We start from the raw sequence: 25,224 nt of genomic DNA on the forward strand, positions 1-25,224 counted from the left end.
CTAGTTGAATTGGGGCCGGTTTACTGCCGCTCAATTCACAGCGAATTCTTTATTCCGGTTGAGCACAAGGATATCGTTCGGATCTCCTACATAAAGTAAAGTTATAGCGCTTTAATTTATGCGAAGGCAATCCGGGGGGAATGCGTAAGGGAGGTGGCCGGAAGCGGGATAAGATAGGCTGGCAGCGACGTTTACCGAATAACGCGAACGCAATTTTGAGAGGAGAAGGATCTATGAAGAAAAGATTGCTGGAATTAAGCACTTGCGCTTGTCTGTTAGGCAGTTTGATAGCAGGACCGGTGACGGCTTCCGCTCAGGAAAACGTACCGGCTTCATCCATCCAGACCGAACCCGTTTATGAGGGGAGCTCCAACGTTTCGATTACCGCATCCGCGTTGAAGCCGTTTCCTCAGCATGTTTCCTACACCTCCGGCACGATCAAGCCAAACCATTTTACACAGGATCAGATGGACCAGCAGGTAAAGAAAAAATATGACGAATGGAAATCCAGATACCTCGTCAAGCATCCGAAAATTTCGAACCAGTATTATGTTTTTTATAACCGGGAAAAAATCGTGGACGATCCGAAAAATGTGGTGTCCTGCTCAGAAGGCCACGGCTACGGGATGCTCATTACCGCTTATATGGCGGGGCACGACGCCAGTGCGCAAACTTATTTCGACGGCCTGTACCGGTTCTATAAAGCTCATCCGAGTTCGGCCGATCCCGCTTTGATGGCTTGGCAGCAGGCCAAGGACTCATCGGGCAACATCGTGGACAGTTCGGGTTCCTACTCCGCGACTGACGGGGATCTTGACATCGCTTTTGCCCTGCTTCTCGCCGATAAACAGTGGGGCAGTTCCGGGGAAGTCAACTACAAGAGCGAAGCCGTCAAGATGATCAATGCGATTCTGAAGCGGGACGTACATGCCAAACATTTTCATCTTAAGCTGGGCGACTGGGCTTCCGACAGCGATTCGAAGTACGGACCGGGCACGCGTCCGTCGGATTTCATGCTCCATCATCTCAAAGCGTTCAAGGACGCGACAGGTAATGCGGATTGGGACAAAGTAAGTGATACGACCTACAAGATCATCAACTCGGTATATAAAAAATACTCGCCGAAAACGGGGCTGCTTTCGGATTTCGTCGTCCGCAAATCGGACGGAACATACGCACCGGCTCCGGACGAATATCTGGAAGAGCCGACGGATGATGAATACAGCTGGAACTCCTCCCGTACACCGTGGAGAATAGCCACGGATTATCTCGTCAGCGGCGATACTCGCGCTTTGGAGCAGCTCCGCCAGATGAACGGCTGGATTCAGTCCGCAACGGGCGGTAAACCCGCCAAAATCGGTTCGGGCTATGATCTGAAGGGCAACGTGAAAAAATCCGATCACGCCATCGCATTCACGGCGCCGTTTGCGGTAAGCGCGATGATAGACTCGTCCAATCAGCAGTGGCTGAACAAACTGTGGAGCGACATCGTCGATTCGCCTACCTCGGACAACTATTATTTCGATAACAGCATCCGGCTGCTGAGTATGATAGTCGTTTCCGGCAACTGGTGGACACCCGGCGAATAACAAGCAATGAGCGAAAAGCGCCTGCCGTATGCAGGCCCTTTTCTTGTGAACAATAGAGAGGGATGTGGGAGCGGAATGTGTGGAAGCGCCATGCGATTGAGTAAGAAGCTTTATCACGTTTTAAAGGTATTGACGATGTTTACCGTCCTGTTTTCAAGTACGGCGGGCAGTCTGTTTGCCGCTGCTGCGCCGCAGCAGGCGGCAGCGCCTGCCCAACCGATTGCGGAGCAGCGGGGATCGGGGGATGCGCAGCCCGATCAGGGAGTTTTCACCGCTACATACGGAGTAGACCGTCCGTCCCTGGGTCAATGGAATTTCCGGAACGCCGGTGCGGGCGACAACGGAATTTACCGTTCGACGGGCGGAGTTTACGGCACCGCGTCCACGTTCCGCAACTCCGGAGGCGTGTTCGAATACGTGGAAGACGACACGCTGAGCTATCAGGGCTGGGATGAAGGAAACGGGGTCAAGTACTGGCTGGCGGCCGTCCCGACCAAAGGATTCCGCAGCATCACCCTGTCGTCCCAGCAGAACTCTTCCGGTTCGGGACCGCGGAATTTTAAAGTCGAGATCAGCCCGGACAAGCGGACATGGACCCCCGTGGCCGATCTCGTGATGGCCAAATCGTCGTACAACTGCAGCGGAGATTCCTGCAAACTGAACGATCTGCCGCTTCCTTCCGAAGCGGATAACCGGCCTATGCTGTATATCCGCTGGATCGTCAGCTCCGACGAAAAAACGTCCGGCGGACCGGGCATCGGCGGATCGGGTTCGAGCCGGATCCGCGCCGTTGAAGTGAAAGGAGAGCGCATCAGCGGCTCGGATATTTCGGAGCCCACGGTGGCAGTAGCGGAATTTCCGGGAGACAAGTCCGAAGAAATTGCGGCGGACCGGGAAGTGTCCGTGAAATTCAATAAAAAAATCGCTCTGGAAAACGGAAAGCAGGCCACCGTAGCGGACGAGAACGGAAACGCGTCCGAAACCTCTCTCCAAGTATCCGGCGATACGCTGGTAATCAAGCATACCCCTTTGGCGTATGAAAAGACTTACACAGTCCTGGTTCCGAAAGAGCTTGTAAAAGGAGCCGAGGACGGGCATCCGCTTGCCGAGGATATCACCTGGAGCTTCAAGACCCGAACCTCGCCCAAAACGCCGAAGCTGCTGAACATGACGTTTAACGGGGACCCGAAAACATCGATGGGCTTCGCCTGGTATACGCCCCAAGACATTTCGGGAACTGTGGTTCAGGTCATCGAAGCTTCCGAAATGAAAGGCGGCGTGTTCCCGGAAGCGAAAGCTTCCGCATACTCCGGCACCACGGAAGTCATAGAAACTTATTTCGTCAAAAGCGACCGGGATACCGGCAATAAGACGAAATTCGCCAGCCATAAAGTGACGGCCGACAAGCTTAAGCCCGGCACGGCATACAAGTACCGGGCGGGCAACGGCGACCCGGACGGCTGGGGCCCTGTCGGATCGTTTACGACGGACGAAGCGGCCGGCGAAGATTTCCGCTTTATTGTGGGATCGGATTCCCAAGGGTCCAGCAAGTCTTCCTTCGAATTATGGCAGGATACTTTCCGCAAAGCGGTGGACAAAGCCGGACAGCCGAAGTTTTTTATGGTTACGGGGGACCTGGTGGACAACGGGGATTTGGAGCAGCAGTGGCAGTGGCTGCTGGATACGGCCAAGGACGAGCTGGCTCACACGCCTTACGTACCGATCCTCGGCGGGCATGAGGTTCACGACTACGAAGGTGACGAGAATACCGAAAACAACAACTTTTATTATCATTTTAATCTGCCCAAGCAGATCGTCCCGGGTACCCATGAAGGCTCGATCTATTCGTTCGAATACGGTGACGCCTTGTTTATCCAGTTCAACACCCAGTTCGAAGGGGGACTGGATTCCAACGGCCAGGTGGAGTGGGTGGACCCGGAATTCACCGCCCAATTGGAGTGGATGAAGAACGTTGTGGCCCGGACCGACAAGAAATGGAAATTCGTTTCCTTACACAAAGGGCCTTATTCGGCCGGTGACAATGCCGGGGAATGGGAAGGCGAACGGATCGCCTTTTACAAGAAACACTTAATTCCGGCATTGGATCAAATGGGCATTGATGTCGTATTCGAAGCCCACGATCACATGTATATGAGATCTTATCAGATGCTGAACGATGTTCCTGTAAAGGACATCAAGGAAGATGGAGCAGGCAATGCCCTCAATCCGCCGGGAACCGTTTATCTGATGACGAATACGGTCGGAAGCAAATTTTACGAGAAATACAAGGGGTACGACGATTATTTCGCCAAGATCAACGAGCAGCCTTTCAAAAAGATGTTCACCGATGTTTCGGTGTCCAAAGACGTGATGAAATTCACTTCCTACACGGCAGCCAAGGGGGAGGACGTGAAGCCGTATGACGAGTACGGCATTAAACGAACCGACGAGAAACCGGCGAAGGTCGAAAATGCCGCCGTACAAAACGGAAGCGGCGGGGCTGTTCTGTCATGGAACGCTCCGAAGAACTCCAAAGAGCCGGTGAAAGGGTACCGGATTTACGAGAAGGACGATAAAATCCGCCCCTTCTGGAGCGAATATGTGCCGGCCGATGCCAATTCCGGCACCTACAAGCTAGAACTGGGCAAGCTTGATCCGCAGCAAAGCTATACCTTCTTCATTAAAGCTGCCGGAGTACGGACTAATTCGGATGCGGTGCAGATCGACATCCGGAAAGATAACGGTTCGTCCGGAGGAGACGGCGGCTCATCCCTGCCGCCGGTAACTACGGTTCCGCCTGTCACGGGCACCAAGCCGCCTGTGAATCCGGACGGCAAACCTAAGCCGGAACCGGAGCCGAAGCCGAAGCCTGAACCTGCGAGAAAGACGTTCGCGGACGTGGACAGCCGCTTCGCATGGGCCAAAGACGCGATAGAACTTCTCGCCGGCAAAGGCGTCATACAAGGCGTCAGCGCCGACATGTTCGAACCGGCACGCCCGGTTACGAGAGGCGAATTCGTGACGCTGCTCGTGCGGGCGCTCGGCTTGAAGGCCGACACGCCGGGCCGCTTCGGGGATGTGTTACCCGACGCCTATTATTACGATGCGATCGGAACTGCGAAAGCGCTCGGCATCGCGGAAGGCACCGGACCGGATACGTTCGAGCCCGGGGCGCTTCTCACGAGACAAGACATGATGACGCTCATCGTCCGTGCGCTGAACGCGGCCGGTTACGGCATACAGCCGGGCAGTGCCCGGGATCTTGCGGGCTTCGAGGATGCCCCCGAACTTGCTCCTTACGCGGTGGAGAGCGCGGGAGCCCTCGTCCGGGAAAAACTCGTCGAAGGCAGCGGAACGGGCATTATGCCCCACGGCCTTACGACCAGAGCGGAAACGGCTGTGATCCTCTACCGGATTACGAGCTTAAAATAAAAAGTCTGGCCACCTGTCCGCCTGAAGCGGACAGGTGGTTTTTTTTATCCGCCCGGTGCAAATAAATGTGAATTAGTTTCTGGTAACGGCGGCACCGGTTGTGCCACGATTTCGATTTCATCTGGAACTGAGCGAAGGCATGGAGTAGACCAGACTACTGATTATCGAAGATGAAGCGGCCATGGCGGGAGATAGCGGGCATAGCCGCTGCCCGGAATGGACGTTAAAAGCGGACAGGGGTGACGAATCATGCAAACTACGCTGCCGCTTGCAAAAACGAACCCGGTACGCTATATTAGTTTTAATTAGATTATCTAACTAACAAGAGAGATAAGGTTATCTTCGAACAATCGAACGAAGAAACTGCGCACAGCGGAGAAGGGGAGTGCTAACCGTGAACAGAAAGCCCGCCAAAGAATACACGACCGGACAACAGCTGCCGAAGCTCGGAACGAAACCATACCGGGATTTATTGGAACAGACCGCCGAGCCCGGTACGGACCGGGAATCCGCTCTTACCGGGCTCCTTATGCTTTGGCTGGGGGACAGTGTTCTCGATGTGATGGATATTCATTTATCCGAATACGATATCACGGAGAGCAAGATGGATATTCTGCTGCTGATCTCCCTCCATCAAGATAAGGAGCTCGTGACTCCTTCCTCGATAGCGGACCGGCTCGGAATACGACGCTCCTCGGTTACGTCTTTGTTGAACTGGCTCCATGAGAGAGACCTGATCATCCGCGAGCCGTACAGCAAAGACGGGCGGATGACACATATCCGGCTAAGTTCCGAAGGAAGCGGATTAATAAAGAGAGTTCTGCCGGTTTTCTGGACCACCTGCGCATCTCTTGTCGAGGAACTGGACAAAGAGGAGCGGACGCTTTTCGATAAGGTGCTGGTGAAGCTGAACAGAGCAATAGAAAAACGGCTCGGTACCGGCAGATAATTTTTTTTCGTCATGTAGTTAGATAATCTAATTACTATTTTGAATTTTTAGTATATGAGGTGAGGCGAAGTATGAATAGTCCGACTCAACTTACGGATGCTTCTGTCGTGCGCAGAAACTATTCCCTTATGACCGTGATTTTGTGTTGGTCCGGTCTTGCGGTCATGTCCAGTCTGTATGTGACGATTCCCCTGATTTCGGTTTTTGCCCGGTCGTATGACATTACGCCGACAGAGGCGGCCGCTGCGGGAAGCACGTTTTCGATCGGCTTTGCACTCGGGTGCCTGGTTTATGGAGCTTTGTCCGATAAATACGGACGTAAAAAGGTTATTTTTACCGGTCTCCTTGTGCTGGCATTTATTTCGCTGCTGTTAGGTACGGTTCATACGTTTGAGTGGATCGTGGTTCTAAGAGGATTTCAGGGAGCGGCGGCGGCCACTTTTTCCCCGGTAGCTCTTGCCTATGCCGTGGAAATGTATCCGGCGGAAAAACGCGTGACGACGATCGGCTTTATCAGCACGGGATTTTTGACAGCGGGCATTGCGGGGCAGGTGGTCAGCAGTCTCATCAGCGAACAGTACGGATGGAATGCGGTTTTCTATGTGCTTGCCGGCGTTTACGCGCTGACTGCTGTTCTGGTTTATGTTTTTCTTCCGAAAGGAGGCATCCGGCAAGCTCATGCGAATATCTGGGAGCCGATCAGACAGATCGGGCAAGTTTTTGTCCGCAAACAGCTTGTGCTCAGTTATGTGGTCGCTTTCGTTTTGCTGATGTCTTTCGTAAGCATGTATACGGTTCTGGGCAGCTACTTAAGCAGCGCTTCCTTCGGCCTGGATAAACAAGGCATTTTGGTTGTGCGGTCCATCGGAATCGCGGCCATGCTTCTGTCGCCGTTTGCCGGTCGTGTCTCGAAACGCTTCGGCCTGCTCCCGACACTGCGCGGGTTCCTGGCGCTGGCGGCAGCCGGATTGGCTGCGATGGGACTAATCTCCAATCTGCCGGTTCTAGTGGCGGTAAGTCTCGTATTCGTGGCGGGCATCGCGCTGGCGGTTCCTTCGCTCGTGTCGCTCGTGGGTCAGTTGGGCGGTGAACTGCGCGGAATAGCGGTGTCCGTCTATACGTTTATTTTGTTTGCGGGAACGAGCTTCGGCCCGGTAATATCACTCTCTTTGATGAAAAGCGTCAGCTATCCCGTTACGTTCCTTCTGCTCGCATTGATTTTGTGCATAGGCTTGGCGTCAGCTTGTCTGATTAACCTGAAAGAGACAGCGGAGGTCAAAAAATCGAGGTAAGCGGAATGTATCAGCTTATGACTGAAGATTTTTACAGGAATAAAGCTGCCATCTGTCCGCCCGGAGCGGACGGGCGGCTTTTTTTTATCCGTCCGGTGCAAATAAATGTAAATTAGTTTCTGGTAACGGCGGCACCGGTTGTGCTACGATTTCATCTAGGAACGGAGTGAAGGCATGGAGAAGACCAGACTACTGATTATCGAAGATGAAGCAGCCATTGCGGATTTGCTTGCGTACGGGCTGAACCGGGAAGGATTCGAAACTTTCACGGCCCTTTCGGCGGCGGAGGGATTGCTCAAGATCGGCCAGGTGCGGCCGGATCTGCTTCTGCTTGACTGGATGCTGCCGGATCTGAGCGGACTGGAGGTGTGCAGGCAGGTGACGGCTTCCTATAATATCCCGATTATTATGATCACAGCCAAATCGGATATTACCGACAAGATTCAAGGGCTAGAATACGGGGCCGATGACTATATCACGAAGCCGTTCGATTTGCGCGAGGTAGCCGTCCGCATCCGGACGGTGCTGAGAAGGGTCAGCCAGGCGAACGTACCGGCGGAAAAACCGGCGGCGGGTTCCGTGATCCGGTTCAGGGGCATCGAAATCGTCGAGCATGAAAGAATCGTCAAGATCGGCGGCGAGGCTGTCGATCTGACTCCCAAGGAGTTCGATCTTCTTCTCACACTGTACAAATACAGGGGGAAGATATTTACCCGGACGGAACTACTGGATTTCGTGTGGGGCTACGATTATACGGGAGATACGAGAACGGTCGATATTCATATTCAGCGGCTGCGCAAAAAGCTGGGAGCGGGCGATCTGATTGTGACCGTATTCGGGGTGGGATACAAATTTGAAAAACAGGTGGATTAGTGTGTTAAGCGTGTTATCGACCATCAGAGCCAAATTTCTGATCGGCCTGTTCGTGATCTTCTCCGTTTCTTTTCTGCTGCTTCACCATTTTGTCGTCCGGATCATTGAAACCAGCAATGAGAAAATCATTACCCAGGACCTGGTTCAGCTCAAAAACAACAGCAGCATTTACGTCAAACAGGCGTTTATGATCAATCATTTCAACACGGACGACATGTACTTTCAGCAGATGGCGGAGGAAATGGTCCGGGATCTGAACCATGTTACCTCCAGCGATACAAGCGCTTATTCGGTAGAAGGCGAGCTGATCTTCGCTTCGGATGAAGCGAGGTTTTTGTCCGCGAACCCGGAGGATCTTCAGCATGCGCTGAACGGAAAAACAGCCTACCGGATTCACTACATGGACGAGAAGGCGGAAGTGTTCTATGCCTATCCGGTTATCGTCGAGGGCAAAAATGTAGGCATTCTGCGGTTCGGCAAAGATTTTTCTTTATTGTATGAACAAAGAAAACATATCCTCGATGTGTTCTCTTCCGTAACGGTTGCTATTTTTGTAGCGGCGTTTGTTTTTTCGTATCTGCTGTCCAGAAACATTACGATTCCCCTGATCAAGCTTACAAGAGCCTCTTCGGAAGTGACGAACGGCAACTTGAATATCAAGATCGGCTTCCGCAGAAAAGACGAGATCGGACAGCTTGCGCATAACTTCGGCAATATGATCGTGCAGATCAAGAAACAAATCCAGCGGATCAAAACGGACCGCGACCGGCTGGAAGAACTTAACCGCCACCGGAAGCAATTTTTTGATAATGTGACGCATGAGCTGAAAACGCCCCTTACTTCGATCATCGGGTACGCGGAGCTTATCCGGGAAGTAGGCAGCCGGGACGAAGCCTTTTTTGCCAAAGGGATGAATCATATCGTAAACGAAAGCAGGCGTCTGCACGAAATGGTGCTTCAACTGCTTACCTTATCCCGGGAAAACGGCGGACAAGACGCGATGGAAACGATCGAAGCGGGACAAATTCTGCACGACGTATGCGACGGCATGCTGCTGAAAGCCCAGCGGTACAACAAATCCGTTCATTGCGAGGCCGATGAAAATGTGATTTTGACCGCGGATCCGGATAAAATCAGGCAGGTTTATATCAATATTATCGACAACGCGATTAAATACGGCCGGTCCCCGTCGGAAGTTCATGTCAAAGCCGAGAAGCTGCCGGAGTGCGTTCTGATCTCGGTGAAGAACGAAGGAGATACGATCCCGCCGGATGCTTTGTCTAAAATTTTCGAACCGTTTTACAGGGTAAACGGACAGGCCGAACGGGAAGCCGGCAGCTGCGGTCTGGGCCTGAGCATCAGCAAAGCGATTGTGGAAGGAATGGGCGGTACGATACGGATGGACAGCGCCGAACAAGTAACGACGGTTGTCATCGAACTGCCATACGAAGCTTCGGGGGAGGGGGAAGCTCGATGAACAAACGGCTCATGCGGAACGTGCCGTTTCTGCTTGTGGTCTTATCTCTGCTGGCGGGCTGCGCGGATTCGCCGAAGGCGAAAACCATCGTGATCGGAAATACGGTAGAAGAGGCGCAGACGGAAGAGGACAGCACCGATTATTTTGAAACGAACAAAATTTATAAGCTTTCCTTGCCCGGCAACAAGTCGGTGGATTTATGGGGGTGGACGTCTTCCCGCCTGCTGCTTGGTTCCTACAAGAATGACGGGATGAAGCATGATATCCAAAAAGTGGATTACCGGAATCTGTCCGCCGTGAGCTTGACCCGGCTTGCGGGGAATACGGCGGCCGGCAAAGTTTCTCCCGACGGGAAGTATATGGCTTATACGGGGCAGTCCGGTACTGGAGAGACATTGTTTGTACTCGATGTAAGCACGGCGCAGAAGTTTGACCTTGCGATACCGGATGTAGGGAAAGCGATTACAAGTCCCATGTCCTGGTCCGGCAACAGCCGGTATTTGTCTTTTACGGTAAAAAGCATAGCGTACGGGACCGAGTCGGTCGTCGTATACGACATGAAGAACCGGTCTTCGCAGGAAATCCCTCTGCCGAGATGGCAGGAAAACAGCGAGGCGCCCGCTCCACGGTCGTTGAAACGCTATACCAAATATACGGTAATTTCGGTTAAATTCGCGGACGACGGAAACACGGCCCTGATGGGGAGGGTAGGCGAGGAAGGTTCGTATGTTACTCTCGGAGCCGTGACGGAGGACAAGTGGGCCCGGAAATTCGAACATTCGGCGAGCGAGAGGCAGTTCGATTATGTGAACGACAGTCAAATTATTTTCCTTGATGCCAAAAACACGCTGACGCTTTACGACCTGCGCGACGAGAACACCGTCTCACTCTCTGCGGGAATCAGCACTTTCCGCCTGTCCGGCGACAAGAAATATATCGCCTACACCAAAGATGAAGAATCTCTTTACGTCGCAAAGCTGCAGGGGAATAACATGATCAAAGAAAAATTGGTGTATAAGGGCCTTGTGCTGTCTCAGATGGACTGGAGCCCCGATAACAAGAAGATTTTGATAACAGGCTGGAAATCATATGGTTTGGGGCCTTCCGCAAGCAGTGCGGAACAAACCCCGCTTGTGATCGAATTCAAGTAAAATCCCTGTCTCCGTCAAGGCGGTCTGCAGGGATTTTTTCGTTTGGGCGCAGTTTCCCGAATTGGAAACATTTTGTTTACAAGTTAGAGAGCTTTCTTTTACAAGCCGGGTTTATAACTAGAGATAATACCTGTTAAGAATGGCGGTACAAATCATGTGAACTTATGGAGGAAGCCGGAATGAAAACGACGCTGCGGCTGATCGCGATCCTGCTGCTTCTTGCGATGACCGCCGCCTTCGGAGGAGGAGGGCCTAAGCAATCTCCCGGTTCCGGCGGCAGTTTAAGCGCAAAGGACGAGAACGGCAAAAAGATCGTAGTCGTTTCGATGCTTTTTCTCGAAGACGTGTTTAAGGAGGCGGAGAAGAAATTCGAGGAAAAGCATCCGGATGTCGATATCCGGCTGAAGTACGTCCAAACCAAAGACGACTGGAAAGAAGGCGATCTGGAGAAGTTCGTCAAATCGGCGAACACGGACTTGCTCTCCGGTAATGGCCCGGACATACTCGTGACGGACCCGCTGCCCATAGGGAAATATGTGAGCGGCAGTGCGCTCGCTAATTTAAGCGGCTTCATGAATCAGGACCCTTCCTTCCATAAAGATCTGTACTTCGGCAATATTTTGGACAACCTCCAAATAAACGGTGCCCTTTACGGGATACCGGTGCGTTTCATGCTGGAAACCATGGTCGGGGACGAAGAGGCGGTCAAGAAGTCGGGCGCCCGTATAGACGATTCCACATGGACTTGGCATGAATTTGCCGGAATGGCTCGGACCCTCAAAAAAAGCGGTTCACCGGCCGCGTATACCACCAGCCCTCAAAGCCTGCTGACGGCAAGGGTCAGAGCCGATTATTCGGCTTTTGTGGATGAACCTCACAGGAGAGCGAATTTCGCTGACGCCGCTTTTATCAAGCTGCTGAACGAGACCAAGGCATTATTCGACGGAAATTTCGTTACGGATAAGGCGGGAGATGCTTCCTTCAAAAGCACGTATATTCAAGACCCCGAGGAATTTTTCAGTTTTCCCAGGGCCTTTTATAAGCAGCCCAGGCTTTATCGCATTCCGCTTGGGGTCGGGCAGAAGCCGGGCGGATTCTTTACGGCGTTTCAGACTCTGGGCATGAACGAGAAATCTCCTGTAAAAAAGGAAGCCTGGGAATTTATCAAGTTTATGCTGTCCGAGGAGATGCAGGATTACAAAGGATTAAACGGATTTCCGCTGAACAAGGCCGTTTACGAAAAGCAGCTCGGTCAAGTTCTGAAATTCGGCCAAGTCACGATCGAAGCCGGCCCCGACGAAGGCGTGTCCGTGGACGTTAAACCGGCGGACGCCGAGTATCAGAGGCGGCTGATTTCTGAGCTGAGCAACCCCGTTCCTGCGAATAACTCTGTAGTCGGGAATATGCTGCTCACGGAAACCAAAGCGTTTTTCAACGGACAGAAATCGGCGGAAGAAACGGCCGGACGGATTCAGAGTCGTATAAACGCTTATCTTAATGAATAACCGCCTGCGCTTCATGACAGGGACGTCTCATTCCGTATTTTAATGATTCATTCAAGCTTCTGATGATAGCGTCTGCGTGATCAGGAAGCCTATAATGGCGCTAAGCTACGGTTATTAACGGGTCCGTCAGGATACTACAACTTGTGGAAAAGGGGATTCGTAAGGTGTATACAATCTTGCTGGTTGACGATGAATCAACGACGATTAAACTGATGCGCTATATGCTGGAGAGTTCCAAACTTCCGGTTCAGCGTATTTTCGAGGCTTCCGACGGGAAAGAGGCGCTCGGGATCATGCGCGAGTACGGGGCCGATCTCATTATCACCGATGTAAGTATGCCTTATATGACCGGTTTGGAGCTGTGCCGCCAGCTGTCCGGAGAGTTTAAATACACGCCCAGCATCATCGTGTCCGAGCACGATAAATTCGATTACGTGAGAGAAGCGCTGCTGTGCGGTGTGAAAGATTACCTCTTGAAGCCGCTGAGCAAAGACCGTTTCCTGTGTTCCGTGCGCAGGACGCTGGAGGAGCTTCCGGAAACGGTTCATTCCATCGGCGAGACATCGGACAGATGGAGAGGGCTTGCGGACTCCTGGGTTGAAGCGGTGCTTCAGGACAACCGTCCCGCTCAGGAGACGGCGGGCCGCAAATGGCTGGCTTCGCTGCATGCGGTGCCTCCTTATCTGTGCGTGAAGTGGCACAGCGCGTTTCACCGCATCCTTCTGCAAAGCGCCGGGGCCAAGCTGGAGAGAGAGGTCGAATGCCCCTTGCAGCCTTATCGGGGCCAGACCGGCGCCGATCTGGCGAACTGGATCACGGCCGATTTCAAAGCGATGCAGCATGCCGTCAAACTTGCGGCATACACGGACAACCAGCGCATGATCTATAATGCGCAAAAATATATCCAGCAGCATTACAACAAGGAAATCACCCTGGAAGAACTGGCTTCGTCGGTGGGGTATTCCGCGCCGTACTTCAGCTATCTGTTCAAGCTGAAAACGGGCATCTCCTATATGGCTTACCGCACTCAACTGCGGTTAAAGAGAGCTCAGGAGCTGCTGCTCAAAAGCGACAAGCCGATGCCCCAGATCGCCAGCGAGGTCGGTTACAACGATGTGACGAGCCTGATCCGCGCTTTCAAAAAAGAGCTGGGCTACACGCCCTCGGATTACCGGAAAGGCGGTTTAGTGTAGGCGGGGTTAGCGGAAATGATCGGGGAGCAAACGAGAAAGAAGCCGGAATTCAAAATTATACAGGCAATGACTGCTTGTAAATTAAAACGCTTAAATTTACCGGGACGCATCATAGGAAGGAACTATTCGGTGGAATTGACCGATCCGGGAGACTGTTCGATGAGGGCTGCCGGCCTCTTCAACCGGGTGAACGGCCCGTAAGCAGCAGAACTTTTGCAGCGCGCGCGAATCCCAAGCGCGTGCTGCAGCGCTGCCCGGTGATTGGTCGAGCCCCACGCGAATTGCATTATTTGAAGCAATAAGCTGTATTGAATATGTGATTAGATTATCTAACTAAAAAAGAGTGAGAGGGAGAGAGGTGAAGAAAATTACGCTTTTATAGTTAGATAATCTAATTAAATAAGCTTCTTTTTGAAGCTTCGCGGGAACGAGACGACGGCTCTGATCGGTTCGTCGGGCTCCGGTAAATCCACCATTGCGGATCTGATCGCCCGGATGTACGACGTGCAGCGTGGAGATATCTACATCGACGGCTATCCGCTGAAGGCGGTCACACAGCAGACTCTGCGAAGCCAGCTGGGGATCGTATCGCAGGAAATCATTCTGCTGAACGGCACGATCCGTGAAAATATCGCGTACGGACAGCCTGCCGCATCGGTCGAACAAATCGAAGCGGCCGCGAGAGCCGCAAACGCGCACGAGTTTATAACCGCTTTGCCCCAAGGCTACGACACTCCGATAGGGGAAAGAGGCATCAAACTGTCCGGCGGACAGAAACAGCGGCTGTCTATCGCCAGAGCCTTCCTGAAAGATCCCCGCTTGATGATTCTCGATGAGGCGACGGCCGCCCTGGATACGGAATCCAAGCAGAAAATCCAACAGGCGCTGTCACGCCTTCTTCCCGGACGCACTTGTCTGGTCATTGCCCACCGGCTGTCGACGATTCAGAATGCCGATCAGATTGTCGTTCTGGAACATGGAGAAGTTGTGGAATATGGAAAGCATGATGTTCTCCTTCGCCGAAACGGAAGGTATAAAGAACTGTACAGGATGCAGTTCACATAAAACTTACCGGCGAAGCCGCACAATTCACTCGCAAAAGACCGCGATAACCGCGGTCTTTTTACTTTTTGATGTGATGTAAAAACCCCCACGCCACAAGCATGCACGTGAGGGAGATGAGGTGCAGGAGGTTAGACTTTAGCCGCCCACAGTTCAATTTCAATTTTTAATTCGGGCAATCCCAATTCGGAAATATAAGCGACCGTCATAGCCGGATAGCTGCCACCGAACAGTTCGGCCCATTTCTCATACAGAAAATCCCAGTCTATTTTTTGGGTAGCCCATATATTGACTTTAATAATATGCTCGGACGTCAATTCCTCGGAGTGGAGAAGGGCGTGAATATTATCGAAAGTAAGGCGGATTTGTTCGTTCAGGCTATCGGGAATTTTCCCGTTCGGATCGGCTCCGATTTGGCCGGAAGTCACATACAGCTCCGCGTTTCTCGGAATTTTAGTGAGATGAGTGTAGTGGCCTACGGGGCTGTAAATGCCTGCCGGATTTGTTCTGGTGATTTTGGAGTTTTCCATTTTAAATGACCTCGCATTCTAGAATTGTTCTGCCGTCTTCACTAACCGCATTTGGGCATACTTCACCCGTAAAAATAATGATTAGAAAAAAACGGCAGTAGAGTATCCGTAACCGGCGGACAAAAAAACCAAAGACTTTTTTTTCATGGACGGATACCCCTTTCTTTATAAATGCGAAGAAGATTTAGAATAAATTGTAGATTAAATCCCAGGCAGTGTCAAAATTTGTGAACGCTCAATAATGTTTGCGCGGCTGCAAGTTAGACCACCCTCTGTATGAGAGGGTAATCGCATTTGCCATTTTTTATCATTGACTCCTCGGAAAGCTACCCTTTATGATGTGATTAAGCTTTACTTAAACGTTTCAGTACTTAAACGATTCAGTAAAAAATGAAGGGGGAAACATCATGTCCAAACGCTTATTTTCCGCCGGAATTGCCGTTCTCTTGAGCGTGACCGGCTTAACCGGTTGCGGAAACGATCAGCCTTCGCCTTCCGCGCAGCCGCAGGAACAGGGAGGCGTAAATACGCAGCAGAAGGAGCTGAAACCCGAAAGCGGTGCCAAGCTTGTCGTATGGGAATCGAAGGGGCCCGAGCTGGACTATTTGAAAATCGTCGCGGCAAGCTTCGAGAAGGAATACGGGGTACCCGTAAAAGTCGAGCCCGTCCCGGCCATCGATACCGTGAAAAAGCTGACCACCGACGGTCCGGCCGGAATCGGTGCCGATGTGTTCTCCGCGCCGCACGACCAGCTCGGCAATGCCGTCCTAACCGGCCTGGTGCTGGAAAATGACGCATACGGCGAAGAGGACAAAAAGCAGCAGCTTCCTTCGGCGTTGGAAGGCGTAAGCTATTCCGGCGCCCTCTACGGATATCCGACGGCCATTGACACTTACGCGCTTTTTTACAATAAAAAAGCGATGCCCCAAGCCCCGAAAACATACGAGGAGATCGTAAAGTTTGCCGCGACTTACAACGATCCGGCGAATAAAAAGTTCGCCCTGATGTGGGACGTCGGGCAGCTCTACCAGTCGTATTCGTTCCTTGCCGGTTACGGCGGCTATGTTTTCGGCGGTAAAGGCACGGATCCGGACGATATCGGGCTGAACAGCCCGCAGGCGGTCGAAGGAGCGAAGTATTTGCAATCGCTTAAAAAGATCCTGCCGCTGAATATTCACGATATCAACGATAATATTATCACCGGATTTTTTCAGGAAGGAAAAACGGCTTCCGTCATTAACGGATCATGGCTCATTTCCAGCTTGTCCAAAGCCGATTTCGAGTTTGGGGTCGCGCCGCTGCCGCTTCTGCCCAACGGAGAGCATCCCGTAAGTTTCTCGGGCATCCGGGCCTTGTACGTCAATTCGTACACCAAATATCCCGATGCGGCAAAGCTGTTCGCAACTTATGCGACAAGCAAGGATCATCTGATCGAGCGGTTTAAAATGACGGCGCAGCTTCCTCCGCGGCAGGACGTCATGACGGACCCGGTTCTTACTTCCGATCCGTACGCGCCCGCTTTCCTGGAGCAGGCGAAGCATTCGGTGCCGATGCCTTCGATTCCCGAGATGGGCAGCGTTTGGGTGCCGGCGGGAACCGCTATTTCCTCGCTGTGGAACGACAACCAGGACCCGGCCGCCGCATTGACGAAGGCCGTGGAACAAATCAAAACCGCGATGAAAACAACGAAGTAAGCGAAAATCAAAACCTAAGACAGGCGGTCTGACGTATGCAAGCAAATCCAACCAATCGCCGTCACCGGATACGGGCCGCTGCGGGCTCGGCGGTGCTCATCGGCTTGGGCCAGCTCTACAATCGGCAGCGGGTCAAAGGGCTTCTGTTTCTGCTTTCGGCCCAGCTGTTTATCTGGAGCTACTGCCCTTTGGCCGTACGGGGAATCGCCGGACTGATCAGCCTGGGTGACGTGCCGACCAAGGTGGTGCGGGGCAAGGTCGTACCCGGCGACCATTCCATCTTTCTGATGATCAACGGAGTGATGACCTGCGTGATCGTGCTTTTGTTCATCGGGTTCTATGCCATGAACATTGCCGATGCGTGGAGGAACGGAGAGCTGAGAGACAAAGGCAAGCCCGTTCCCGGGTTCCTGGCGTCGGTGATGCAGGCGAAGTTCAAGCATTTTCCGTACCTGCTTCTGCTGCCAGCGTTCGTGTTTGTCCTTTTCGTAACGGTGATCCCGCTCGTGTTTAACGTGATGATCGCGTTTACGAATTATTCGGCGCCCGGCCATATTCCGGATCGTTCGCTGGTCGATTGGACCGGACTCCGGACCTTCTACGATTTGTTCGCGCAGAAAGCGTGGCGGTCGACATTCCTCGGCATTTCGCTGTGGAATATCATCTGGGCGGCGGCTTCCACGATTACGGTCTTTTTTAGCGGACTTCTGCTGGCGATGATGATCAATCACCCCCGTATCCGTTTTAAAAAGTTCTGGAGAACCGCTTTTATGCTTCCCTGGGCCGTACCGCAGTTCATTTCGATTCTCGTCTTTCGCGTGTTGTTAAACGGCTCGTTCGGTCCCGTTAACGGGTTTCTCGCCAGTCTCGGCTTGCCGCCGGTTTCCTGGCTGTCCGATCCGACGATGGCCAAAGCGTCGATTCTGCTCGTCAACCTCTGGTTCTCGACTCCGTTTCTGATGGCGCTGATGGCGGGCATATTGACGACGATGCCCCGGGATCTGTACGAGGCGGCCGACGTGGACGGGGCTACCGCGGCGCAGAAATTTTTCGGAATTACGCTGCCGCTTGTGAAGCTCGCCACGGCCCCGATTTTTATTATGCAGTTCGCGTTTAACTTCAATAACTTCAATCTGATTTATTTGCTGACGGACGGGAAGCCGAACAATCCCGATTATTATTACGCCGGAAGTACGGATATTCTGATTTCGTGGATATTCAAAATGACGCTGAATCAGAGCCAGTTCAATATGGCCTCGGCCGTCTCCATCATTATGTTTGTGTTCATTGCCCTGTTCTCCTTATGGAATTACAGACGGATGAAGGCACTTTGAGAAGAGGAATGGGTCTGCATGAGGAAATTTAAAGACAATCTGACCGTTACGGGTATCTATCTGGTTTTTATCGCGCTGCTTGCCGCCACGGTTTATCCGATTCTGTGGGTAATCGGCACTTCGCTGAATCCGGGGCAGAGCCTTCTCGTGAGCCGGATGATCCCGGATCATCCCACGTTCGCCCATTATGCCGAATTGATCAGGCAGACGGATTTTGTGCTGTGGTACCGCAATACGGTCAAAATCGCCCTGGTGAACGCCATCGTTTCGACAACACTTGTGGCCGCAACGGCTTATGCTTTCTCCCGGTTCCGGTTCAAGGGCAGGCAGCAGGGGCTGATGACGCTGCTTATTCTGCAAATGTTTCCGGGTTTCTTATCCGTCATGGCCCTATTTGTTCTCCTGCTTCAGACGAAGCTGCTGGACACGCACACGGGCCTCATTCTCATTTATGCGGGAGGGTCCGTTTCGATGGGAACCTGGGTCATGAAGGGGCATTTCGATACGATTCCGAAGAGCCTGGAGGAGGCGGTATTTATAGACGGGGGGAGCCATGCCGACGCGTTTTTCAAAATCATCTTCCCCTTGTCGCTGCCCGCGGTTACTTTCGTCGCTCTGAACAGCTTCATCACGCCGTTTATGGATTTTATTTTGCCGCAAATCGTGCTGAGGTCTTCGGAAAAAATGACACTGGCCCAAGGCTTGTACAGCATGGTGGCCACCGAGACGAATTCGAGTTTTACGCTGTTCGCCGCCGGAGCCGTGCTTGTGGCTCTTCCGATCACGTGCCTGTACATGTATTTCCAGAAGTATCTGATTAACGGGATTACGGCAGGAGCGGACAAAGGATAGCGGATATATCGGAATATAAGGAGAAAAGGAGCAGACTATGTTACTGGAAGCGATAGATCACCGGTCGGGGCAGGCTTACTGCTACGCCTACGATGAGCGTACCGTGCATATCCGGCTGCGCACGAAAAAAGAGGATGTGGACGCGGTGTACGCGCTGCATGGGGACAAATACGATTGGGAGCGGACCGCTCTCGAAACCCGCCTGACCAAAACGGGCGGCGACAAGCTGTTCGATTACTGGCAGGGAGAGCTAGTTCCGCCGCATTACAGGCTGAGATACGCTTTTAAACTGATTTCTGGAGAAGAGGTCGTCTGGTTGACGGAGAAAGGGTTCGGTACGGAGGAACCGCACGATCCGCTCGCGTTTTTCGATTATCCGTTTTTGTGGCCGCAAGAGGTGCTGAAGCCGCCGGCCTGGGTGAAGGAAGCCGTCTTCTACCAGATCTTCCCCGACCGCTTCGCGAACGGTGATCCGGCCAACGATCCCGACGGCGTCCGTCCATGGAGCGATTCCGATCCGGGGCCGTACGATTTTTACGGCGGAGACCTGCAGGGCGTGTTCGACCGCATCGATTATTTGTGTTCCCTCGGCGTGAACGCGATCTATTTTACACCGCTGTTCGAAGCGGCGACGAACCATAAGTACGATACGGCCGATTACAGGAAAGTCGATCCGGCTTTCGGGGATACGGCCTTGCTCAAGAAGCTGGTTGCCGCGTTTCACGAAAGAGGAATCCGTGTCATCCTCGATGCGGTGTTCAATCACAGCGGCGAAGGTTTCGCCCCGTTCCGCGATGTGCGGGAGAAAGGCCTGGAGTCGCCTTACCGGGACTGGTTCCACATCAAGGAATTTCCGCTGCGGACGGAGCCGAGACCGTCTTACCACTGCTTCGCGTTCGAGTCCCATATGCCGAAGCTCAATACGGCAAATCCCGAGGTCAGGAACTATTTGCTCGACGTGGCTGAATATTGGGTGCGGGAATGCGATATTGACGGCTGGAGGCTGGACGTGGCCAATGAAGTCGATCACGAGTTCTGGCGGGAATTCCGCAAGAGGCTGAAAGCTCTGAAGCCCGATTTCTACATCCTAGGCGAAATTTGGCACGATGCGATGCCGTGGCTGCAAGGAGACCAGTTCGACGCGGTCATGAACTATCCGGCCACCGACGCGGTTCTCGACTATTTCGCTTACGGGGAAATCGATGCGCGGGAGCTCGGCAGCCGCATAAACCGTCTGCTCGCTTCCTATCCGCAGCAGGTGAACGAGGCGGCCTTTAACATCCTCGGCAGCCACGACACCCCGCGGCTTCTGACCCGGATACCGGACGAGGCGAAAGCGAAGCTGGCGGTTCTTCTCCAGTTCACGCTTCCCGGCACTCCCTGCATCTATTACGGGGACGAGATCGGGATGCAGGGCGGGCCGGACCCCGATTGCCGGAAGCCGATGCAGTGGGACAAAGCCCGGCAAAATCACGAACTGCTGGCCTTTTACCGCACGCTGATCGCCCTGCGGCGAACCCGGCGCGCCTTGATCGACGGCACCTTCCGGTTTGTTTATGCGGATAAGGACCAGCTCATCGTACTGAGAAAGAACGCGGACGAAGAGCTGTACATCTGCTTGAATAACAGCAGCCGGGAAGCGGCCTGTCACGTGTTTGAGCCGGAGCCCGCGTATTCTCATGCGGATACGCTAACCGGTCCGCATCCCGACCTGGAGAGAGGAAGCCGCATCCGTCCGGAAGCGGAAGTGATACTCGGGCAGGGGTCGTTTGTCCGGACCGAGAACGGCCTCTCGGCAGTGCTGCCGCCGTTCGGCTGGCTCGTCGCATCGGTGCCCCTGCGGCGGTTTGACACCGAACAGGGGGATATGCTTTAATCAACCTAAACGTTTAAGTAGGAGCGATTAGGATGAAGAAAGCAACCATCAAAGATATAGCTAAAGCGGCGGGCGTTTCCATCGCCACCGTTTCATATATTTTGAACGATGTGAAAACCCAGTCCATTTCGGACGAAACGCGCGTCAAGGTGATGAAAGCCGCCCAGCAGCTTAAATACGTGGCGAACCGGACCGCGCAATCATTAAAAATCAAAAAAACGGGACTGATCGGCATTCTGCTGTTTCAGGAGCACGAAGACCGGTACTGGTCCGATTTTAAATATGCCAAAACGGTCGGAAAAATCGAACAAATTTGCGGACAACTGGGCTATCATGTCATTTTTATGCAGGTCCGGAGCCAGCTTTCGGATTACAAAATGATTATGGAGCGGAATTTGGACGGCGTTTTTCTTCTCAATGCGGATCAGGAACGGTTCGGCACGATCTCCAATTATTTCGGTTTCGGTATTCCCGTCTTTGTTATCGACAGCTATATCGAAGATTCCTTGTTCCACAAAATCATTCCGGATTTCGCGCAAAGCTTCCGGACATGCGAGGCCGCTCTTGGCGGACGGCCGGATTTTCTCGTCACAGATGCGTACAACAACGCGAAGCTTGCCGGTTTCATCCGGGAGCAGTCCGGTCTGGACGACGAACGGATTTGCATCTACGACAATCCACGGCAGCTCAACGAATTTCTGGTGCGTTACGAGGGGAAGCCGGGTATCGTAATCAACGAGTTTCTGGCGCTTGAAGTGTTGAAAAGCACGGCCCGTATCGCCGCCGTATGCACGTGCCATTGTCCGCAGATTCTTCCGGATACGGTGGGGAGGATCACGTTCGATTTGAACGACTATCAGGAAATAGTCCATAAAATGGATCGTTACATTCAAGATGCGGACTATGTAGATCCTGAAAAATTTTACTACTTGTCCGGCACTCCGTAACGATCCACTCAAAGGAGAGTTTACGGTGAATTCATCGCAGTCGCGGTTAATTGAAATCAATTCTTTTTATTCTCATACGTTGAAAAACGAGCGGACGATCTATGTGTACTTGCCGCCGAGCTATCAGTCGGACAGCCGGAAAAGATACCCGGTCTTGTATATGCAGGACGGGCAGCATGTTTTTTTCAAAGACCGGAAAGGCGAGTCTTGGGATGTTCATCTTACCGTCGACGAGCTGACTGCGCAGGGCAGGATAAGGGAAATTATCGTAGTCGCCGTTTCGCATGTGGAGGACGCGCGCATAGCCGAATATATGCACGCCAATCCGGACGGACACAACCTATTTAACACCGTGAATCAAGGTGAATTGTACGAGACGTTTCTTGTCCGTGAAGTGAAGCCTTTCATAGACGAGAACTACCGGACCTTGACGGAGAAAGAGCATACCGCTCTGATGGGATCGTCCGCCGGCGGACTTGTATCTTACAACATCGGCTTCCGGCAGCCGGAAACGTTCGGTCTGATCGGAGCGCTTTGCCCTTTTTTCGTCAGCGTAGATCCGGCCACGATGCAGGACAGATGGCTGAGCGCCGTCTATACCGGCAAGAAACCGCTGAAAATTTGGATGGATGTCGGGGATGCGGAAGGCTTCACCGTTATGGAGAAGCATGTGAGGCAGGTTGCGGATACCCTTATGGAAGCGGGCTACAAGCCGGGCGTCGATTTCATGTACTACTACGCCGTCGGCTCGGGCCATTCCCAGAAAGACTGGGCGGCCAGAGTTCATGCGCCTCTTTTGTATTTTTTCGGCGAAATCGGCAATCCCGTACGCGTAGATCTGCATGGTCCGGGTAAGATCGGCCTGCAGGGTCCGTCCTGCGCGCTTAATCCTGTCGTACATTATGACAGCGGCTTTATGATGACCGATCTGGATGCGGACTACGAAGTTACCGATCCGGCTGTAGTTCAGGTGACGGCCGAAGGCAGGCTGATCCCGAAGCAGGAGGGAAGCGCGGGCATCCGTTATAAAGGGCGGGGACTGGATGCCGCGTTGGAGCTTACCGTCGTTCCGTATCTTTCCGATGCGGTCAATGTCACGATGTTCGTCGAGGTGCCGGCTTGGACGCCCGAGACGGAAATGCTCTATGCGGGCATCGAACTCCCGATGATCGGGGAAAGGCTTTACGGCGGCACGTTCCGGGTGCCGCGGGATATTTCCTTCGAGTTCCGTATATCTCGGGGCCTCGGCAAGCATGAAACGGACGCACACGGAAGGGAAATACCTTACCGCAAATTCACGGCCCGCGAGGGTCTGGAGCTGTCTTACAAAGTTGATCGCTGGGTAGACGCTCCTCCGGAGACCGAAGCAAAGGAGGCGGCCAACGGATGAATAGCTCATCGAGTTTGTTGAAAATCGAACAATTTTATTCGGTCTTTCTGAATAACCGGCGGGATCTGTTCGTCTATCTTCCGCCCGGCTACAGCGAAGAGAGCTGCACGCGTTATCCGGTATTATACGTACATGACGGACAAAATATTTTTCATACCGCCTTCAACGGCTATTCGTGGAACGTTCATGAAACGGCGGATGCTCTTATTCAAAACGGTCTTATGGAAAAAATTATTATAGTCGGCATCGCGAATATGGGAATGCAGCGGGCGGATGAATTCACTCATGAGCTGGAAGGCGTCGATTATTTGCGCGACAAAGTGGACATCCGGCCCAAGGGACTGCTTTACGAGCAGTTCATCACGGATGAGGTAATGCCGTACATCGACTCGGTGTTCCGCACGAAAAAAGGACCGGAGCATACGGGCATGATGGGTTCGTCCCGGGGAGGCCAAGTGACCTATCATATCGGCTTGCGGCGTCCGGATTTGTTCGGCAAGCTGGCTATTTTGTCGCCTTATTTTTATTGTGTCGATCCCGTCACTCTGGAGGAAACGCGCCAGTATCATACGTGGACGGAAAAAGTCCCTATATCCCGGGTCTGGATCGATTTGGGAAGCCGCGAGGGGACGCTCATTCTGGAAAAACACGTGCGGGAAGTGACGGAAAGCCTTCTCCGGCTGGGTTACAAACCGGGTGAAGAGCTTGTTTATTACCTGGACCCGTCCGGCACTCATTCGGAAAAGGATTGGGCCGCGAGAGTGGCGTCTCCGCTTCTTCATATGTTCGGGAAAAAAGGGACACCTGCGCAGTTACGCTTGGAAGGAGAGGGGACGGCCGGTGTCACGGGTCCTGTCCTGCGTCTGAATCCCGTTGCGGAGTTCGACAGCGGGTTTAACATGTCCTTGCTACGAGCGGACTATGCGGCCGAAGACCGGACGGTTCTGGAGGTGCGTGAAGACGGCATGCTGCAGCCCGGGCGCGAAGGGGAGACTCCCGTCACGGTAAGTTTCGGCGGTTTGTCCGCAGCCAGGACGATCCGGGTCACTCGAGAGCTCAAAGAACGTGTCGCGCTGGAGCTGGTTGTGCATGTGCCGGCGGATACACCGGAAAACGCCGCTTTGTACAGCTGGGCTCCGCTTCATAGAGATCCGGGTAAACGGCATGTATATTCCACGCGTATCGAAGTCCCCCTTTATGCGGCTTTTGAGTACCGGATCAGCCGGGGAGACGGAGCCGTGGAAACGGATGAAGCCGGTCAGGCGGTTACGCGCTTTTACAAGGCCGAAGCCGACGGCCGGGTGGAACTTACAGTGCGGAGCTGGAAGAGTCCTCAGTAAGAACTCTGTAAGGACGCAGCAGGAATAAGGATGAAGGAGGTAATTTTATAATGAACAAAATGATCGTCGGCGTGGTGCTCGGATCTTTGATCGTTTCCGGAAGCCTGATCATGAACGGAAAAGCCGTGCCGCCCGCACTGCCGGACTCCGGTATGGCGGCCGGCAAGCCGGCTCTTCCTGGAGACGGCGGCATCTCAGGCGGCGTCAAGGTGCCGTCTGCCGGCAGCGGTGAGTCTCGTGGCGAGAAGGCATACGCCGCGCTCCCCGTGACGTCAAGCGCGAATAACCTCGAAGTCACTCTACATGCGGTAAGGCTCAAGGCGGGCACAGCGGATTTCGAGCTGACGATCCGCAACCTTTCGGACCGGGAAGCGGTCACTGCGGATCTGGAAAGCGTTAGCGTCGTAACAAATGAAGACCTGCCGGGCCGGAGCGCGGAGAAGGTGCGCGCGGCGAAGATTAACCCGGATTTCACGGAGGCAGTTATCCGTCCCGGCAAGGAGAGATACGGGTGGCTGAGCACCGAAGTCTGGAGTGAGGAAGCTCCCGCACGTCTTACATTGAATGTGACGATCCGTGGTAACAACGGTGAGGAGCAGGCGTTTAGCATCCCGGTAGACTGCCGGGGACTAACCTTCCGCACGCTTTGACGGTAGGTTCCTGATGGATTGAAGCTCAGAGACAGAAGAAGAGAGACGGGCATCAACCGGATCGTTCAGATAGAGTTAGTGACCAAGA

19 protein-coding genes are annotated in these 25,224 nt (G+C 53.1%); 18 read left to right on the forward strand and 1 reads right to left on the reverse strand.

Annotated elements, in window-relative coordinates; genetic code table 11:
• Nucleotides 1-233: 233 nt before the first annotated feature.
• From C4S74_RS04950 to C4S74_RS05000, 10 genes are all read left to right on the forward strand, one after another.
• Nucleotides 234-1,589 (forward strand): glycosyl hydrolase family 8, encoded by a 1,356-nt coding sequence (locus C4S74_RS04950; RefSeq protein WP_103994214.1) that lies wholly within the window; start codon nucleotides 234-236, stop codon nucleotides 1,587-1,589.
• A gap of 96 nt (nucleotides 1,590-1,685) precedes the next feature.
• Complete coding sequence (locus tag C4S74_RS04955) at nucleotides 1,686-5,021, forward strand: S-layer homology domain-containing protein (RefSeq protein WP_103994215.1); 3,336 nt, start codon at nucleotides 1,686-1,688, stop codon at nucleotides 5,019-5,021.
• Nucleotides 5,022-5,415: 394 nt separating this feature from the next.
• Nucleotides 5,416-5,970 (forward strand): MarR family winged helix-turn-helix transcriptional regulator, encoded by a 555-nt coding sequence (locus tag C4S74_RS04960; protein WP_103994216.1) that lies wholly within the window; start codon nucleotides 5,416-5,418, stop codon nucleotides 5,968-5,970.
• Between the two features lie 71 nt (nucleotides 5,971-6,041).
• Nucleotides 6,042-7,262, forward strand: a complete 1,221-nt coding sequence (locus C4S74_RS04965) for an MFS transporter (protein ID WP_103994217.1) — start codon at nucleotides 6,042-6,044, stop codon at nucleotides 7,260-7,262.
• 174 nt (nucleotides 7,263-7,436) lie between these two features.
• Nucleotides 7,437-8,135: a response regulator transcription factor gene (locus tag C4S74_RS04970; protein WP_103994218.1), complete on the forward strand. Its 699-nt coding sequence runs from the start codon at nucleotides 7,437-7,439 to the stop codon at nucleotides 8,133-8,135.
• A 10-nt stretch (nucleotides 8,136-8,145) separates the two neighbouring features.
• On the forward strand, nucleotides 8,146-9,612 hold the full coding sequence (locus tag C4S74_RS04975; protein ID WP_103994279.1) for a HAMP domain-containing sensor histidine kinase: 1,467 nt from the start codon (nucleotides 8,146-8,148) through the stop codon (nucleotides 9,610-9,612).
• Nucleotides 9,609-10,763 (forward strand): hypothetical protein, encoded by a 1,155-nt coding sequence (locus C4S74_RS04980; RefSeq protein ID WP_103994219.1) that lies wholly within the window; start codon nucleotides 9,609-9,611, stop codon nucleotides 10,761-10,763. Before C4S74_RS04975 ends, C4S74_RS04980 begins: the two co-directional genes overlap by 4 nt.
• A gap of 179 nt (nucleotides 10,764-10,942) precedes the next feature.
• Nucleotides 10,943-12,268, forward strand: coding sequence for an ABC transporter substrate-binding protein (locus C4S74_RS04985; RefSeq protein WP_258042378.1), 1,326 nt, complete (start codon nucleotides 10,943-10,945; stop codon nucleotides 12,266-12,268).
• A gap of 164 nt (nucleotides 12,269-12,432) precedes the next feature.
• Entirely contained in the window at nucleotides 12,433-13,461 is a 1,029-nt protein-coding gene (locus C4S74_RS04990) for a response regulator (RefSeq protein ID WP_103994221.1), read from the forward strand.
• Between the two features lie 411 nt (nucleotides 13,462-13,872).
• Nucleotides 13,873-14,526: an ABC transporter ATP-binding protein gene (locus C4S74_RS05000; protein WP_258042379.1), complete on the forward strand. Its 654-nt coding sequence runs from the start codon at nucleotides 13,873-13,875 to the stop codon at nucleotides 14,524-14,526.
• Between the two features lie 128 nt (nucleotides 14,527-14,654).
• On the opposite strand, the gene C4S74_RS05005 is transcribed toward C4S74_RS05000, so the two are convergent.
• Entirely contained in the window at nucleotides 14,655-15,053 is a 399-nt protein-coding gene (locus C4S74_RS05005; protein WP_103994223.1) for a RidA family protein, read from the reverse strand.
• A 407-nt stretch (nucleotides 15,054-15,460) separates the two neighbouring features.
• Between C4S74_RS05005 and C4S74_RS05010 the strand changes: the two genes are divergently transcribed.
• Genes C4S74_RS05010 through C4S74_RS05045 form a run of 8 tightly spaced genes read left to right on the forward strand, consistent with a single transcriptional unit; the run spans nucleotide 15,461 to nucleotide 25,136 of the window.
• Nucleotides 15,461-16,747, forward strand: a complete 1,287-nt coding sequence (locus tag C4S74_RS05010; RefSeq protein WP_103994224.1) for a maltose ABC transporter substrate-binding protein — start codon at nucleotides 15,461-15,463, stop codon at nucleotides 16,745-16,747.
• Between the two features lie 35 nt (nucleotides 16,748-16,782).
• Entirely contained in the window at nucleotides 16,783-18,081 is a 1,299-nt protein-coding gene (locus C4S74_RS05015) for a carbohydrate ABC transporter permease (RefSeq protein ID WP_103994225.1), read from the forward strand.
• Between the two features lie 18 nt (nucleotides 18,082-18,099).
• The gene (locus tag C4S74_RS05020; RefSeq protein ID WP_103994226.1) at nucleotides 18,100-18,933 is read left to right on the forward strand and encodes a sugar ABC transporter permease; all 834 of its coding nucleotides are present in this window, start codon (nucleotides 18,100-18,102) and stop codon (nucleotides 18,931-18,933) included.
• A 37-nt stretch (nucleotides 18,934-18,970) separates the two neighbouring features.
• The gene (locus C4S74_RS05025) at nucleotides 18,971-20,809 is read left to right on the forward strand and encodes a glycoside hydrolase family 13 protein (protein ID WP_103994227.1); all 1,839 of its coding nucleotides are present in this window, start codon (nucleotides 18,971-18,973) and stop codon (nucleotides 20,807-20,809) included.
• A gap of 32 nt (nucleotides 20,810-20,841) precedes the next feature.
• Nucleotides 20,842-21,756 carry a LacI family DNA-binding transcriptional regulator gene (locus C4S74_RS05030; protein WP_103994228.1) on the forward strand — a complete coding sequence of 305 codons (915 nt, stop codon included), beginning with the start codon at nucleotides 20,842-20,844 and terminating at the stop codon, nucleotides 21,754-21,756.
• Nucleotides 21,757-21,781: 25 nt separating this feature from the next.
• Nucleotides 21,782-23,146, forward strand: coding sequence for an alpha/beta hydrolase (locus tag C4S74_RS05035; RefSeq protein WP_103994229.1), 1,365 nt, complete (start codon nucleotides 21,782-21,784; stop codon nucleotides 23,144-23,146).
• Nucleotides 23,143-24,486, forward strand: a complete 1,344-nt coding sequence (locus C4S74_RS05040; RefSeq protein WP_103994230.1) for an alpha/beta hydrolase — start codon at nucleotides 23,143-23,145, stop codon at nucleotides 24,484-24,486. The genes C4S74_RS05035 and C4S74_RS05040 overlap by 4 nt, the downstream gene beginning before the upstream one ends.
• 50 nt (nucleotides 24,487-24,536) lie before the next feature.
• Nucleotides 24,537-25,136 (forward strand): hypothetical protein, encoded by a 600-nt coding sequence (locus C4S74_RS05045; protein WP_258042380.1) that lies wholly within the window; start codon nucleotides 24,537-24,539, stop codon nucleotides 25,134-25,136.
• Nucleotides 25,137-25,224: the final 88 nt, after the last annotated feature.

The organism is Paenibacillus sp. UNC499MF (genome assembly GCF_900107975.1).
GTDB lineage: Bacteria > Bacillota > Bacilli > Paenibacillales > NBRC-103111 > Paenibacillus_F.

What these genes read in the sequence shown, in the direction of transcription:
- C4S74_RS04965 (WP_103994217.1), top strand. Translation starts at nt 6,042, where the DNA reads ATGAATAGTCCGACTCAACTTACGGATGCTTCTGTCGTGCGCAGAAAC.
- C4S74_RS04985 (WP_258042378.1), top strand. Translation starts at nt 10,943, where the DNA reads ATGAAAACGACGCTGCGGCTGATCGCGATCCTGCTGCTTCTTGCGATG.
- C4S74_RS05045 (WP_258042380.1), top strand. Translation starts at nt 24,537, where the DNA reads ATGAACAAAATGATCGTCGGCGTGGTGCTCGGATCTTTGATCGTTTCC.
- C4S74_RS05025 (WP_103994227.1), top strand. Translation starts at nt 18,971, where the DNA reads ATGTTACTGGAAGCGATAGATCACCGGTCGGGGCAGGCTTACTGCTAC.
- C4S74_RS04950 (WP_103994214.1), top strand. Translation starts at nt 234, where the DNA reads ATGAAGAAAAGATTGCTGGAATTAAGCACTTGCGCTTGTCTGTTAGGC.
- C4S74_RS05030 (WP_103994228.1), top strand. Translation starts at nt 20,842, where the DNA reads ATGAAGAAAGCAACCATCAAAGATATAGCTAAAGCGGCGGGCGTTTCC.
- C4S74_RS05010 (WP_103994224.1), top strand. Translation starts at nt 15,461, where the DNA reads ATGTCCAAACGCTTATTTTCCGCCGGAATTGCCGTTCTCTTGAGCGTG.
- C4S74_RS05015 (WP_103994225.1), top strand. Translation starts at nt 16,783, where the DNA reads ATGCAAGCAAATCCAACCAATCGCCGTCACCGGATACGGGCCGCTGCG.
- C4S74_RS05020 (WP_103994226.1), top strand. Translation starts at nt 18,100, where the DNA reads ATGAGGAAATTTAAAGACAATCTGACCGTTACGGGTATCTATCTGGTT.
- C4S74_RS05040 (WP_103994230.1), top strand. Translation starts at nt 23,143, where the DNA reads ATGAATAGCTCATCGAGTTTGTTGAAAATCGAACAATTTTATTCGGTC.
- C4S74_RS05005 (WP_103994223.1), bottom strand. Translation starts at nt 15,053, where the DNA reads ATGGAAAACTCCAAAATCACCAGAACAAATCCGGCAGGCATTTACAGC.
- C4S74_RS04970 (WP_103994218.1), top strand. Translation starts at nt 7,437, where the DNA reads ATGGAGAAGACCAGACTACTGATTATCGAAGATGAAGCAGCCATTGCG.
- C4S74_RS04980 (WP_103994219.1), top strand. Translation starts at nt 9,609, where the DNA reads ATGAACAAACGGCTCATGCGGAACGTGCCGTTTCTGCTTGTGGTCTTA.